The 13,631-nt window shown below is 68.6% G+C and carries 14 protein-coding genes; 8 read left to right on the top strand and 6 right to left on the bottom strand.

What is annotated here, in order from left to right; all coding sequences use genetic code 11:
• Positions 1–2: 2 nt before the first annotated feature.
• Positions 3–605, bottom strand: a complete 603-nt coding sequence (locus ACXJJ3_RS14465) for a TetR/AcrR family transcriptional regulator (protein WP_458170549.1) — start codon at positions 603–605, stop codon at positions 3–5.
• Positions 606–775: 170 nt separating this feature from the next.
• On the opposite strand from ACXJJ3_RS14465, the gene ACXJJ3_RS14460 reads away from it, so the two are divergent.
• From ACXJJ3_RS14460 to ACXJJ3_RS14425, 8 genes are read left to right on the top strand one after another with little or no spacing between them, the layout of a single operon-like run.
• Positions 776–2,566 (top strand): ABC transporter substrate-binding protein, encoded by a 1,791-nt coding sequence (locus ACXJJ3_RS14460; RefSeq protein WP_458170548.1) that lies wholly within the window; start codon positions 776–778, stop codon positions 2,564–2,566.
• Positions 2,563–3,585, top strand: a complete 1,023-nt coding sequence (locus ACXJJ3_RS14455; protein ID WP_458170547.1) for an ABC transporter permease — start codon at positions 2,563–2,565, stop codon at positions 3,583–3,585. The genes ACXJJ3_RS14460 and ACXJJ3_RS14455 overlap by 4 nt, the downstream gene beginning before the upstream one ends.
• Positions 3,582–4,466, top strand: a complete 885-nt coding sequence (locus tag ACXJJ3_RS14450; protein WP_458170546.1) for an ABC transporter permease — start codon at positions 3,582–3,584, stop codon at positions 4,464–4,466. Before ACXJJ3_RS14455 ends, ACXJJ3_RS14450 begins: the two co-directional genes overlap by 4 nt.
• Complete coding sequence (locus ACXJJ3_RS14445; protein WP_458170545.1) at positions 4,466–5,407, top strand: ABC transporter ATP-binding protein; 942 nt, start codon at positions 4,466–4,468, stop codon at positions 5,405–5,407. The genes ACXJJ3_RS14450 and ACXJJ3_RS14445 overlap by 1 nt, the downstream gene beginning before the upstream one ends.
• 3 nt (positions 5,408–5,410) lie before the next feature.
• On the top strand, positions 5,411–6,613 hold the full coding sequence (locus ACXJJ3_RS14440; RefSeq protein ID WP_458170544.1) for an ABC transporter ATP-binding protein: 1,203 nt from the start codon (positions 5,411–5,413) through the stop codon (positions 6,611–6,613).
• Positions 6,614–6,635: 22 nt separating this feature from the next.
• On the top strand, positions 6,636–6,998 hold the full coding sequence (locus tag ACXJJ3_RS14435) for an ArsR/SmtB family transcription factor (protein WP_458170543.1): 363 nt from the start codon (positions 6,636–6,638) through the stop codon (positions 6,996–6,998).
• The gene (locus tag ACXJJ3_RS14430) at positions 6,991–7,794 is read left to right on the top strand and encodes a VOC family protein (RefSeq protein ID WP_458170542.1); all 804 of its coding nucleotides are present in this window, start codon (positions 6,991–6,993) and stop codon (positions 7,792–7,794) included. Before ACXJJ3_RS14435 ends, ACXJJ3_RS14430 begins: the two co-directional genes overlap by 8 nt.
• Positions 7,758–8,468 (top strand): phosphotransferase, encoded by a 711-nt coding sequence (locus ACXJJ3_RS14425; protein WP_458170541.1) that lies wholly within the window; start codon positions 7,758–7,760, stop codon positions 8,466–8,468. Before ACXJJ3_RS14430 ends, ACXJJ3_RS14425 begins: the two co-directional genes overlap by 37 nt.
• On the opposite strand, the gene ACXJJ3_RS14420 is transcribed toward ACXJJ3_RS14425, so the two are convergent.
• The 5 genes from ACXJJ3_RS14420 to ACXJJ3_RS14400 are packed head-to-tail and all read right to left on the bottom strand — an operon-like array spanning position 8,446 to position 13,487.
• Positions 8,446–9,687: a DUF58 domain-containing protein gene (locus tag ACXJJ3_RS14420; protein ID WP_458170540.1), complete on the bottom strand. Its 1,242-nt coding sequence runs from the start codon at positions 9,685–9,687 to the stop codon at positions 8,446–8,448. The two genes, ACXJJ3_RS14425 and ACXJJ3_RS14420, sit on opposite strands and share 23 nt — an antisense overlap.
• Positions 9,688–9,737: 50 nt before the next feature.
• Complete coding sequence (locus ACXJJ3_RS14415) at positions 9,738–10,709, bottom strand: AAA family ATPase (RefSeq protein WP_458170539.1); 972 nt, start codon at positions 10,707–10,709, stop codon at positions 9,738–9,740.
• Positions 10,706–11,845 (bottom strand): DUF4350 domain-containing protein, encoded by a 1,140-nt coding sequence (locus ACXJJ3_RS14410; RefSeq protein ID WP_458170538.1) that lies wholly within the window; start codon positions 11,843–11,845, stop codon positions 10,706–10,708. The genes ACXJJ3_RS14415 and ACXJJ3_RS14410 overlap by 4 nt, the downstream gene beginning before the upstream one ends.
• The gene (locus tag ACXJJ3_RS14405) at positions 11,842–12,471 is read right to left on the bottom strand and encodes a DUF4129 domain-containing protein (RefSeq protein WP_458170537.1); all 630 of its coding nucleotides are present in this window, start codon (positions 12,469–12,471) and stop codon (positions 11,842–11,844) included. The genes ACXJJ3_RS14410 and ACXJJ3_RS14405 overlap by 4 nt, the downstream gene beginning before the upstream one ends.
• Positions 12,468–13,487 (bottom strand): hypothetical protein, encoded by a 1,020-nt coding sequence (locus ACXJJ3_RS14400; RefSeq protein WP_458170536.1) that lies wholly within the window; start codon positions 13,485–13,487, stop codon positions 12,468–12,470. Before ACXJJ3_RS14400 ends, ACXJJ3_RS14405 begins: the two co-directional genes overlap by 4 nt.
• Positions 13,488–13,631: the final 144 nt, after the last annotated feature.

Raw genomic sequence — 13,631 nt, 5'->3', positions numbered from 1 at the left:
GATCACTTCTCCTGTTTCCGCATGTTGTCGACTTGTTCCTGGGTGATGAGCGGGATCGTGAAGACCTCCATCAGGGCCTGCCCGATCCGGTTGTAGCCGTCCAGCGTGGTGATGTCCTCGCCGATCGCCTTCGAGACCTGGTCGCGGAACACGAACACGCTGAGCTTGATCGCCGCCAGCGCGGCGGCGTACCCCCGGCGGTCCTTGGGGTGGATGCCGTACGCCTTGGTCCAGTCCTCGACCATGTCGACGCCTTCGAGGAACAACGCGGTCGCGGTCTCCGAGCCGTCCATCATCGAGCGCACGATGTACAGCTGCAGCGGGAACGCGACCGGGTGCAGCGCGAGCGGGTCGAGCCCGGTCAGGTCGTGGTCCTGCGTGAGCTCGGCGCTGATCTGCAGCATCCGCTCCTTGGCGTACCGGTCGCAGGCCTCCCGCAGCGACTCCTTCGAGCCGAAGTGGTGCCGCACCAGTCCCGACGAGACGCCCGCCGCGGCGGCGATGTCGCGGATCGACGCGCCCTCGATGCCGCGCTCCCCGAACAACGTGATCGCCGCGTCCCGGATCCGGGCCCGCGCCGTCAGGTCCTCAGCTTGCCGATCCATCCCAGTTCCTCCTCCTACACACAACAGCAAACTACTACACGATCGTGTAGTCAACTGGAAAGAAGATTACTTACGTGTGACAAACATTCGTATCTCGTTGACAGGACAGCGCTTGCTGGTGTGGGTTCTTCCCCAAACACCAACACCGGCTGGGGAAGGTGGGCGGCCCGATGAGGAAGTGGCTGGCGATGCTGGCGGCGTTGTGTCTGCTGGCGGTGGGACCTGGTACGGCGGTTGCGGCCGAGCCGGGGCAGAAGAAGGTCATCAAGATCGGCGTGACGCAGTCGGTCGACTCGATGAACCCGTTCCTGGCCGTGCGGCTGGTGACCGGGTCGATCCAGCGGCTGATCTACGGGTTCCTGACGGTGCCCGACTCGAAGACGCTGCAGCCGAGCCCGGACCTCGCGGAGTCCTGGACGACGTCGCCGGACGGGCTCACGTGGACGTTCAAGATCCGGCAGGCGAAATGGTCGGACGGGCAGCCGATCACGGCCGACGACGCGGCCTGGACGTTCAACAAGATGATGACCGACGACGGCGCGAAGACCGGCAACGGCCCGGCGGTCGAGAACTTCCAGAGCGTCAGCGCGAACGGCCAGGAGCTGACCATCAAGCTCAAGACACCGCAGGCGTCGATGCTCGACAACCCGGTGCCGATCATGCCGAAACACGTGTGGGAGAAGGTCAAGGACATCTCCAAGTACGACGGCGAGGTGTACCCGACCGTCGGCAGCGGGCCGTACGTCGCGGTCGAGCACAAGAAGGACCAGTTCGTCCGGCTGGAGGCGAACCCGACGTACTGGCGCGGGCGGCCGAAGATCGACGAGCTTCAGGTGATCTTCTACGACAACCCGGCCGCGTCGATCGTCGGGCTGAAGAAGGGCGACATCGACCTGATCGGCCGGCTGAACCCGCCGGACTTCGAGTCGCTGAAGGGCGACAGCAACATCGTCCAGTGGAACACCCAGGGCCGGCGGGCGGCGTACCTGCAGATCAACCACGGGGCGACCACCAGCGACAACAAGCCGATCGGCGACGGGCATCCGGCGCTGAAGGACCCGAAGGTGCGGACCGCGCTGCACTACGCGATCGACAAGCAGAAGCTGGTCGACGAGGTCCAGGGCGGGCTGGCCAAACCGGCCGACGGGTCGATCATCCCGCCGCTGTACAAGGACTTCTTCTGGGAGGCCCAGGGCGACGAGAAGGTCACGTTCGATCTGGCGAAGGCGAACAAGATCCTCGACGACGCGGGGTACAAGAAGGGGCCGGACGGGGTCCGGACGATGCCGGACGGGTCGCGGAAACTGCAGTTCCGGTTCAGCATCCACACCGACACCCCGATCGAGGACAAGCTCGCCGAGTACCTGACCGGGTGGTTCAAGGAGATCGGCATCACGCTGACGACCAAGCGGCTGGACTCCAGCAAGTTCACCGAGGAGACCGGGACGACGGCGCTGTTCGACATCGCGATCAGTGGCTGGTCGGTGAACCCGGACCCGGAGGAGGTGCTCGGGACCCACCTGTGCAGCCGGCGGCCGACCGCGACCGGGCAGGGCGGCGGCACCGAGTCGTTCTACTGCGACCCGACGTACGAAAGCCTGTACCTGCAGCAGCAGAAGGAGCTCGACCGGACGAAACGCGCCGACATCATCAAGAAGATGGAAGAGCGGCTGTACGTCGACGCGCCGGTGATCGCGCTGTACTACCCGAACGACCTCGAGGGCTACCGCAAGGACCGGATCGCCAGCATCACCCCGATCCCCGAGGACAAGGGCCTGCTGTACGGGGGCTCCGGGTACTGGCCGTTCTACACGCTGGAGGCGGTGTCGACCGACGCCAAGTCCGGCGGCGGATCGAACGGCGGCCTGATCGCCGGCGTCGCGGCCGCCGTCGTCGTCCTGGCCGGCGGCGCCTTCTTCCTGACCCGCCGGCGCCGGGCCGCGTCCGACGAGCGCGAATGACGGCGACGGTCGACGAGCTGGAGCACGCCCCGGCCCGTGACGGCCTGCTGCGGTACGCGGCGGCCAAGGCGGGTGGGGCGTTGCTCAGCATCGCGATGGTGATCGTCGCGACGTTCTTCCTGTTCCGGCTGCTGCCGGGCGACCCGGTGCGGGCGCTCGCGCAGGGGCGGAACATGACGCCGGAGCAGCTGGACCTGGAGCGGGCGCGGCTGGGGCTCGACAAGCCGGTGCCGGAGCAGTTCCTGCACTTCATCTCGCAGACCGTGCGGCTGGACCTGGGCGTTTCGTACGAGTACAAGCGTCCGGTCCTGGACCTGATCGGCGAGCGGATCGGGTCGACCCTGCTGCTCACCGGTACGGCGCTGGTGATGGCCGTCAGCCTCGGGCTCTGGCAGGGCGCTCGCGCCGGGTGGAAGCCGGGAAGCCGTTTCGACAAGATTTCGACAGCGATTTCCCTGGTGCTGTGGTCGGTGCCGACGTTCTGGCTCGGGCTGTTGCTGCTGATGGTGTTCGCGGCCGGGATCGGCCCGATACCGGGGATCTTCCCGACCCGCGGCAGTTCCAGCGTGGACAAGCCGGACGGGTTCGCCGGAGTGCTGGACGTCGGGCAGCACATGATGTTGCCGTGTCTCACGCTCGTCGCGGTCGTGTACGCGCAGTACCTGCTGGTGATGCGGTCGTCGGTGATCGACGAGGTCGGGCAGGACTACATCACGACGGCGCGGGCCAAGGGTCTGCGCGACGACGACGTACGCCGGAAGCACGCTGTTCCGAACGCGTTGCTGCCGACCGTGACGCTGGTGTTCATGCGGATCGGGTTCGTGGTCGGCGGGGCCGTGACGGTGGAGGCGATCTTCAGCTGGCCGGGGCTCGGGCAGCTGTTCTACGAGGCGATCCGGGTGCCGGACTTCACGTTGATGCAGGGCACCTTCCTGCTGATCACGGTGTCGGTGATCGTGATGAACACGCTGGCCGACGTGGTCTACCACGTCCTCGACCCAAGGGTGCGGTCCGCATGAGTAGCGTCGCGTGGGTGCGCCGGAAACGGGCTTTCGGAAGTTTCTGGAACGATTTCCGGAAACATCGCGCCGGTGTATCCGGGCTGGTGGTTCTCGGCCTCGCGGTCGTGCTGGCGCTGATCGCTCCGCTGTTCATCGACGCCGGCGTGACGAACGTCGTCAGCGGGACCGGCGCGAAGCTGGCACCGCCGAGCCTCGACCACCCGCTCGGCACCGACGAGTCCGGGCGCTCGGTGCTGCTGATGATCTGGTGGGGTTCGCGGACGTCGCTGCTGATCGGGTTCCTCGCGGCCCTGCTCAGCATGGTGATCGGGACCGTGCTCGGGATCGCGGCCGGGCACTTCCGGGGCTGGATCGGTGCGGTGATCCTGCGCGTCACCGACTGGTTCCTGGTGCTGCCTTCGCTGGTCACGGCGCTGGTCCTCGCGGCGATCCTCGGCGGCTCGACCGCGACCATCATCGTGGCGATCGGCGTCACCTCGTGGCCGTCGACGGCGCGGCTGATCCGGGCACAGACGCTGGCCGTCGAGGCGCGCCCGTACATCGAGCGGTCGCTGGCGCTCGGGGCCGGGCACTGGCACATCGCCACCCGGCACGTACTGCCTAACGTCGCACCGCTGCTGCTCGCAAGCACCACGCTGGAGGTCGCGAGCGCGATCGTCACCGAGTCGACGCTGGCCTTCCTCGGCGTCAGCGCGAACAAGACCTCCTGGGGGACGATGCTCCGCGGCTCGTACGACTGGGGCGCGGCGACGGCCGGAGCGTGGTGGTACATCCTCGTGCCGGGTCTGTGCATCGTTGCCGTGGTGATGGCGTTCACCTTGTGTGGAAGGGCTTTGGAGACAGTACTGAACCCAAGGTTGCGGACCAGGGAGGCCTGATGCTCACACTCGAAGAGCTGTCAGTGACGTACCGCCTCGCGGCTTCCGAGGTTCCTGCTGTGCGTGGGGTGTCGTTGGAGTTGGCGGCTGGAGAGGCGCTCGGGTTGGCGGGCGAGTCGGGCTCCGGGAAGTCGTCCGTGGCCCTGGCGCTGCTCCGGCTGTTGCCGCGGTCGGCTGCTGTCGGCGGGCGTGTGCTGCTGGACGGCGAGGACGTACTGACGATGAAGTGGGGCCGGTTGCGGGCGGTTCGGTGGTCGTCGGCGTCGATCGTGTTCCAGGGCGCGCAGCACGGCCTCAACCCGGTCCGGCGGATCGGCGACCAGATCGCGGAACCGTTGCTGGTCCACAGGATCGCGTCCGGCGTCGCCGCCGACGTGCGGGTGAAGGAGCTGCTGGAGCAGGTCGGTCTGCCGGCCTGGCGGGCGCGCAGCTACCCGCACGAGCTGAGCGGTGGCCAACGGCAACGAGTGATGATCGCGATGGCGCTCGCCTGCGCGCCGCAGCTGATCATCGCGGACGAACCGACGACCGCGCTCGACCTGATGGTGCAGGCGCAGGTGCTGACGCTGATCCGGCAGCTGATCGCCGAGCACGGCATCTCGCTGCTGATGATCTCGCACGACCTGTCCGTGCTCGCCGACGTCTGCGACCGGTTGGCGGTGATGTACGCCAGGCGGCTGGTCGAGGTCGGGCCGTCGTCCGGGGAGTTCCGGCACCCGTACAGCCAGGCGCTGGCCGCCGCGTTCCCGACCGTCGGCGATCCGGCGTCCAGGCTCGCCCCGCGTGGGCTGGCCGGGGACCCGCCGGATCCGCAACGGTTGCCGGGCGGATGTGCGTTCCATCCGCGGTGCCCGGTCGCGGTCGAGGTGTGTGCGAGTACCGACGTACAACTGCTGGTGTCGGGTGACCGGGCGGCCGCCTGTGTCCTGGTGGGGGAGTGACTCTTGCTTGAGGCAACTGATCTGCAGGTCGAGTTCCGCGGACGCGGCGGGCGCCGCGCGCGGGCGGTCGACGGCGTCAACCTGTCCGTCGGCGCCGGCGAGATCGTTGCGCTGGTCGGCGAGTCCGGCTGCGGCAAAACCACCCTCGCCCGCACCCTCCTCGGCCTCGAACGCCCCGCCGCCGGCCAGATCACCTACGACGGCACCCCACTCAACTACTCCACCCGAGCCCTGCGAGCCTTCCGTCGCGAGGTCCAACTAGTCCTCCAAGACCCCATGGGCTCCCTCAACCCCCGCCACACCGTCTACGAAGCAGTCGCAGAGGGCCTCCGCATCCACGGAATACCCGCCAAACGAGCAACCGCCCGCTCCGGGCGGGGCGAACCCGCGCAGTCCGACGTCCGCGAGGGCGCTCAGGAGGCGCGTTCCGCGCGGGAGGGTTGGCGGGTCGCCGGAGGTGATGGTGAGGACGCCTCGCCGCCTGCGGGCGCGGAGGCGCGTGTCGCGCCCGAGGGCACGCCGTTCGGCGGCCGCGCGGTGGATGCCGGCCGGCTGGTGGGTGGGGAGGCTTGGGGCGGTGCGTCGGCGGCTGACGGTGGTGGGTCGCTGGATGAGGAGGGGCTTGTGGCGCGGGCTTTGGCGCGGGCTGGGTTGCGGCCGCCGGAGCGGTTCTTTCAGCGGTATCCGCATGAGTTGTCGGGTGGGCAGCGGCAGCGGGTGGTGATTGCGGGAGCGCTGGCGTTGGAGCCGAAGGTGCTGATTGCGGACGAACCCGTGGCGTCGCTGGATGCGTCGGTCCGCGGCGAGATCCTGGCGTTGCTGCTGAAGCTGCGCGATGAGCTCGGGCTATCGGCGCTCGTCGTCACCCACGACCTCGGCCTGGCATGGAACATCGCCGACCGGGTCGCCGTCATGTACCTCGGCCGGATCGTCGAGTCCGGCCGTACCGAAGACGTCCTCACCAACCCGCAACACCCGTACACAAAGGCGTTGCTCAGCGTCCTCCCGGAGTCACCCGCCCGAATCGTCCTCACCGGCGAACCGCCCGACCCCACCCGCATCCCCACCGGCTGCCGCTTCCACCCACGCTGCCAACTGGTCGCCGCCGACGCCGGCACCGACGCCTGCACCACCACCCCACTCCCGATCCTCCCGTCAACCGCCGGCGTCGCCTGTCACTTGGCTCCAGCTGTTGACAATAGTTAACAGCTGATAGAACTATTAACGCATGGCGCAAGATCAGGTGGACCGGTTCTTCGAGGTGCTGGCTGATCCCACGCGACGTCACGTCGTCCAGCTGCTCGGCGACGGCCCGCGGCGCGCGGGTCAGCTCGCGGCCGCGACCGGTACGTCGTCACCGGCGATGAGCCGGCACCTCCGGATCCTGCTGGCGGCCGGCCTGGTCGCCGACGAACGCGTCCCGGACGACGCCCGGGTCCGCGTGTTCCGGCTCAACCCCGAGCCCGTCGTCGCCGTCCAGGCCTGGCTCGACCAGGTCCAGGCGCACTGGCGGGACCAGCTGGGTGCCTTCAAATCTCACGTTGAGAACAGCAAACGACACGTCGAGCAGAAGGAGCAATCCGATGACTGACCCGTCCGCGACCGCCTCCGTGGAGGTCGCCGTCGACCCCGCCACCGCGTTCAAGGTCTTCACCGAGGAGATCGACCTGTGGTGGGTTCGCGGCCCGATCAACTTCTTCGACGCCGCGCGGGCCACCGCAATGCAGATCGAACCGGGTGTCGGCGGCCGCATCCTGGAGGTCTACACACCGCCGGACGACGTGCTTGAGCTGGGCCGGATCACCGGCTGGGAGCCCGGCGCACTGCTCACGTACCGCAGCTCGGTCGACGACACCGAGACCCGGATCGACTTCGTCGCGGAGGGCGCCGGCACCAAGGTCACCGTCGTACAGTCGCTCATCACCGGTGGCGAGAAGGCGTTCTACTTCTGGCCGAACGTCGTCCACTGGCTGGGCGACTGGGTCGACCGCCGCGACACCGCGCCGTCCACGCCGCGGGAGCTCGACCGGCTCGCGATCGCCTTGTACTACGAGGATCCGGCCGCGGCGGCCCGCTGGCTGCACACCGTGTTCGCCCTCGAATCCTGGAACCGGATCCCGGCCGAGGGGACGGACCCGGCCTGGATCGAGCTGCAGGTGGGCACCCGCGGGATCCTGCTGTTCAAGCTCACCGAGCGGCGCGCGGCCCAGCTGGACCACGGGATCTGGGTGTACGTCGACGACCTCGACGCGCATTTTGCGCACACTCAGGAAAGTGGTGCGAAGATCGTGTCGGAGATCCATCAGCACGGGTACCGGTGCTACGAGGCCGAGGATCTCGAAGGGCATCGGTGGACGTTCCTGCAGGCTCGGCCGACGATGCAGTGATCGAGCAACCGCTCACGGGCGGCCGGTTGACGCCCGGTGTGGTGCGGGTCGGCGACACCGTACGCCGGCCCGCGTCCGCCTTCACCGCGCAACTCCTCGAACTCCTTGCGGACAAGGACTTCACGCCCAACTATCTCGGCCAGGACGAGCAGGGCCGCGACATCCTCAGCTACCTGGAAGGCGACGCACCCTCCCGCTATCAACGGTGGGAGGACCAACAAATCGCCGCGGCTGGCGCGCTGCTCCGCGACTTCCACGACGCGACGCGTGGCTCGCACCTGTCCGGCGACCATGAGGTCGTCTGCCACCACGACCCCGCGCCCACCAACTTCGTCTTCACCGACGGCCTGCCCACGGCGATGTTCGACTTCGACCTGGCCGCTCCGGGCGACCCACTCGAAGACCTTGGGTACGCCGCCTGGACCTGGTGCATCGCGTCCAAACACAACGACCCCGAATGCCAAGCCCACCAGGTCAGAACGCTCGCCGACGCCTACGGCCTACGCGACCAAACCCGTCTTATCGACGCCGTCCTGCAACGCCAACTCGACAATGTGCAGTTCTGGAAGGACAGGCCCTGCGATGCGGCAGCAGAGCGCATCGCCTGGTCCTACCGCGAGCACGCCTTCGTGACGGCTAACCGGCAGGTCTTTACAGCCGCCCTGCTTTCTTGAGTGCCAGATAAGTGTCGGCGAGCGCCGGGGCGATCTTGTCCGGCGGCTCGTCCACCACGGTGACGCCGGCGCGCGTCAGGGTCGCGGTCAGGCGCTCCCGATCCAGGCGGGTCCGTGCAGCCGAGGCAGCGCCGTACACCTCGACCAGGTCCCCGCGGGTCGATTCCAGCTCGGTCAGCCGCGGATCGGCGACGGACGCGAGCAGTACGACGTGTCGCCGCAGCAGCGGGCCGATGACCGGTAGCAGCGACTCCTCGATCGCGGCCGGGTCCAGCCCGGTGAGTAATACGACGAGCGAGCGTTGACCGAGGCGTTCGAGGACCTGCGAGACGACGATCCGGAAGTCGGTCTGGACGAGTTCGGCGTCGACGTTGGCGAGCGCGTTCACGAACGACGGCAGCACGTCCTCCGGCGCGGGCCGTCGTACGTCGGCCCGGACCGCGGAATCGCAGGCCAGCAACGACACCCGGTCGCCCGCGCGGGTGGCGAGCGCGGCCAGCAGCAGCGCGGCGTCCATCGCGTGGTCGAGCCGGGGCGCGTCGCCGACCCGGCCCGCGGACAGCCGTCCGGAGTCGATCACGATCGCGACCTGCCGGTCCCGCTCCGGGCGCCAGGTCCGCAGTACGACGTTCCCGCGCCGGGCCGTGGCCCGCCAGTCGATGCTGCGAACGTCGTCACCCGGTACGTAGTCCCGCAGCGAGTCGAACTCCGTCCCCTGCCCGCGGACCAGCAACGCCGTACGGCCATCCAGTTCGCGCAACCGGGCCAGCCGCGACGGCAGGTGCTTGCGGCTGTTGAACGGCGGCAGCGCACGCACCGTCCACGGAACCTGGTGCGAGCCCTGGCGTCCGGCAAACCCCAACGGGCCAATAGCTCGTACTGTCACCCGGCTGGCCTGTCGGTCACCTCGACGTGTGGGTATTAGATGCGTCGTCACCCGACGACGCTCGCCAGAGGGCAGGTCCAGCTTGTGCGGCGGATCCAGTACGCCGGCCGACGGCGGCCAGGCGTCCCGCACCAGCCCACGCACGCGCCGACCCGGGTTGGTGACCAGCATGGTCACGACAGCCTGCTCACCGAGCCGTACGGCGTTGTCGCCCTCACGGCTGAACTGCAACCGCCGCGGAGACCCGGCCAGCAGGATGTCCACCAGACACACCACCAGCACGACCCCGACGACCACACCGATCCCAGCCCACGACGGCATCACCAGAGCCACGAAGATGACTCCAGAAGCTGCCAAGAGGGAGGCCCGGCCGGTAAGAACCATCAGCGGGGGACCGGCACCGTAGCGAGCACGCTTTCCAGTACGGCGTCCGCACTGACGCCTTCCAGCTCTGCCTCGGGCCGCACCTGCACCCGGTGGCGCAGACAAGGCCGTGCCATCGCCTTCACATCGTCAGGGATCACGTAGTCCCGTCCTGACAACCACGCCCACGCACGGGAGACCGCGAGCAGCGCAGTAGCGCCTCGCGGCGACACCCCGAGCTGCAGGGACGGCGACTGCCGCGTGGCGCGACACAGGTCCACGACGTACGCCAACACGTCCTGCCGGACCGCTACCCGGCGTACGGCCTCCTGCCCGGCTTCCAGGTCCTCCGGCCCGGCCACTGGACGCAGCCCTGCCGCCTCAAGGTCGCGTGGGTCGAACCCTTGCGCGTGCCGAGCGAGTACGGCGATCTCTGCGTCGCGGGGCGGGATGTCCAGCGTCACCTTGAGCAGAAACCGGTCCAGCTGCGCTTCCGGCAGCGGATACGTGCCCTCGTACTCCACAGGGTTCTGCGTGGCGGCTACGACGAACGGGACTGGCAGTTTGCGCGGTTCACCGTCAACGGTGACCTGCCGCTCCTCCATGGCCTCCAGCAGTGCCGCCTGGGTCTTCGGGGGCGTCCGGTTGATCTCGTCTGCCAGCAGGATGTTCGTGAACACTGGCCCGGGGCGGAACTCGAACTCGGACGTCTTTGCGTCGTAAACCAGCGACCCGGTCACGTCACCCGGCATCAGGTCCGGCGTGAACTGCACGCGCTTGGTGCCCAGCCGCATCGCCGTCGACAGTGCCCGCACCATGAGCGTCTTCGCCGTACCAGGGACGCCTTCCAGCAGCACGTGCCCGCGGCAGAGGAGGGCGAGCACCAGTGCGGTCACGGCGGTGTCCTGTCCGACCACCGCCTTGCCGATCTCGGTCCGGAGCGCGACCAGCGCCTGCCGGGCCTGGTCCGCGGTGACCTCGGTAGTCGTCACGGGTGTCGTACCTCCTGCGTCAGTACGTCGAGTTCATGGGACAGGGACATCAGGGCAGCATCAGTCTGCGGCGGTAGGCCGTAGAGCAGTTCGTACAGCATGGCCGGATCCCGGCCGGTCCGTGCGACGACTGTCGCGACAACAGCCGACGGATCGGCCCGCCGCGGGATGCCGTGCGCCTTGTGCAGGTGGCCGAGCGCTGACTCGCGGAGAGCCGCCGCTGCGCGGTCACGGGCCCTTGATCGCCGGTAGAGCCGTGCCCGGCCCTCCGTGGTCTCGGCAGCATGCACGATCACCGGCAGCCGCTCAGCCACGACAGGACCGAGCCGCCGCCCGCGCCAGATCGCTACCACCAGCACGGTGAACGCCAACGCCCAGCCGATGTAGCGGACGTACGGCGGGATCAACGGCGGACCGCTCTGGCCGGTGTTGACGCCACGCGACTCGTATTGCGGCAGGTACCAGGTGAGGTCCTTGTGCGTACCGATCAGGTTGAGCGCCAGCGCCGCGTTGCCGTCGTCGGCCAGCTGATCGTTGGTGAAGGACCGCGCCGTACCGATCACGTCGATGATCCGGTCGCCCAGCTGCAGCCGTACGACGGTGTTGTGGATCCCGTCGCCGTAGCAGCTGGTCGCGGCTTCCGGTGCGGAGTACGTCGGCCCGCTGACCGTCACCGTGCCGGCCTTGACTGCGGCCGGGAGGCTGCACCCGGGCTGGCGGCTGCCCGACGACACCGAGTCGCCGCTCAGCTCGACACCCGGGGCGAGCGCCCGGAGAGCAACGCTGGTCGGCCGGATGAGCACGACATGGCTCCACTCGGCCTTAGCGATCCGATCCCAGTCAGCGGGATCCAGATAGCCGGACGGCCCGACCAGCAGCGTCTTGCCGTCACCTGGCTCGGTGGCGTCGTCCAGCGACTCCGTGCCGTGAACGTCGACGTTGTGGTTCTTCAGCAACGCTGCCAGAGCACGTGCTCCGTCAGCTTTCGTGGAGTCCGGGCTGAACGTTCCTGACGTCTGCGACGCGGTCGCGATCAGTACGACGATTGCGGCGAGTACGACGAGACCTGTCACCAGCAACGGAGTACGCAACGCCCGCCAGCTCTCGACGGCACCCCGTGCTTCGGTAGTACTCATACGGCCACCCGTGCGGTCCGTGCAGCGTCGTCAGCGGCCACGACAGCGGCGTACCGCTCGGCCGTGCCCGGACGGTTGCCGTAGACAACCTCCGTGAACACCTGTGCAGCCGGCTGCAGGACATCCCGCAGTACGGGCGCCGCCTTGGACGCGTCGGTGACCACCTCGTACGCCGTACGCCCGGGCCGCTCGTCCAGCACCGTCCGCTCGGTCAGCTCGGCCACACACGCACGGAACCGGCTGCGGATCGCCAACGCGAGCTCACCGGACGCGGCCTCACGTTCCGCCTGCGCACGGTACTCCGCTGCGCTCTGCGGCCGGGCCGTGTCGAAAACAGCCTGCGATGCGGTCTTCTTGCTGGTCCGAAGGATGCCTGCTCGCCAGAGCACCGCAGCGACCACCAGCAACAGCAGACAGATCAGCACGGCCAGACCGGCGTGGCCGTTCGGCGACGAGCCGTTCAGGCTGTCGATGAGGTCCCTGAGCCAGTCGGCGAACTTGCCGAACACCTTGCCGATCAGTGAACCGGAATCCCGGTACGCCGACTTCGACAGCTCCTTGGCCGCCTCCTGGGCAGCCTGGTCCCGGTCGATGTCGACCGGCGGCTCCAGCGGGAACACGATCACAGGCCCTCCCCGGAGCGCAGCGCCGGACGCATCCACAGGTCGAGACCTTCGCGCCGGACCCGGAGGTCCAGGTAGATCAGCGCCTGGACCGCGGACATGAACGCCAGGCTGGCGATCACCGTCATCAGCGACGCGGCACCGACCGCGACGCCGAGCACGACCGTCACCACGGTCGACCCGGTGCTGCCGTCCGGCCCGGCCCAGTTGCCGACGGTGAGCATCAGCGACGTGACCCCGAACTGCAGCGCGTAACTGATGATGTTCACGACCACCCCGCCGAACAGCAGGATCCCGAACACCCGCCAGAACTTCCCGCGCACCAGCCGCCACGAGCGCCGCAGCGCACCCCACGCGCCGACCCGCTCGGGGATGTACAGCCCGATGTCCGGCGAATGCCGCCCCTCCATCAGTACGACGGTCCCGGCGAGCACCAGCCGGATACCGAAGATCAGTACGAGCACCCCGCCGACCAGCATCATCACCACGGCGACGGCGCCCGCGACGTCGGAGGAGACCGCCGCGTCCGCACCCGCGCCGATACCCAGTACGGCGAGGCCCCAGCCGCCGATGAGCAGTACGAACGACAACGACTGCATCAGCCCGACAGCAGCGAGTGCGGGCAACGCGGGCCGGACCAGTCGTAAGAGCTCACGCGGGCCGGCCCTGTGCGCCAACTGGCTCCGGACGGCCGCCAGGGCGATGATTCCGGCGAGCATGCTCGACACCACCGAGAACAGCACCACCTGGACGCCGTACGTAAGCAGCAACGCGGCCCCGGCCTGTCCGAACGGGTCGTCCGCGCGGAAGAACCCGGCCAGACCGCCTGGCACCGCGACCTCGGTCAGCACGGCCTGCAACGCCAGCAGCGCGATCCCGGCCAGCACGGGCAGGCCCAGCATGATCGTCTTGTTGTCGGAGATCGTCCTGGCCGCGTTGTCCAGCAGGTCCGCGGGCAGCCACGGCCGCAGCGGTTCGGATGCCACGTCGTCGTGCAGATTCATGTCCTGGTCGGCCATTCGCGGACCCCTCCTCTCCGGGTGACGAGTTGTGGTGGACCCCGGACGTGCACCATGATCCCGGATGATCACAGCCCAACTCGGGGGTCACACGGCGATCCGGCGTGTGCACTACCGCGGGAATGGGACACTATCCGTAGTGCG

Source organism: Kribbella sp. WER1 (assembly GCF_054189145.1).
Note: the sequence above shows the minus strand (reverse complement) of the source record. Positions and strands in the feature narration are given on the sequence as shown.

Coding starts and splice junctions, on each gene's coding strand:
- ACXJJ3_RS14465 (WP_458170549.1), bottom strand. CDS start 605: ATGGATCGGCAAGCTGAGGACCTGACGGCGCGGGCCCGGATCCGGGAC.
- ACXJJ3_RS14460 (WP_458170548.1), top strand. CDS start 776: ATGAGGAAGTGGCTGGCGATGCTGGCGGCGTTGTGTCTGCTGGCGGTG.
- ACXJJ3_RS14455 (WP_458170547.1), top strand. CDS start 2,563: ATGACGGCGACGGTCGACGAGCTGGAGCACGCCCCGGCCCGTGACGGC.
- ACXJJ3_RS14450 (WP_458170546.1), top strand. CDS start 3,582: ATGAGTAGCGTCGCGTGGGTGCGCCGGAAACGGGCTTTCGGAAGTTTC.
- ACXJJ3_RS14445 (WP_458170545.1), top strand. CDS start 4,466: ATGCTCACACTCGAAGAGCTGTCAGTGACGTACCGCCTCGCGGCTTCC.
- ACXJJ3_RS14435 (WP_458170543.1), top strand. CDS start 6,636: ATGGCGCAAGATCAGGTGGACCGGTTCTTCGAGGTGCTGGCTGATCCC.
- ACXJJ3_RS14430 (WP_458170542.1), top strand. CDS start 6,991: ATGACTGACCCGTCCGCGACCGCCTCCGTGGAGGTCGCCGTCGACCCC.
- ACXJJ3_RS14410 (WP_458170538.1), bottom strand. CDS start 11,845: ATGAGTACTACCGAAGCACGGGGTGCCGTCGAGAGCTGGCGGGCGTTG.
- ACXJJ3_RS14400 (WP_458170536.1), bottom strand. CDS start 13,487: ATGGCCGACCAGGACATGAATCTGCACGACGACGTGGCATCCGAACCG.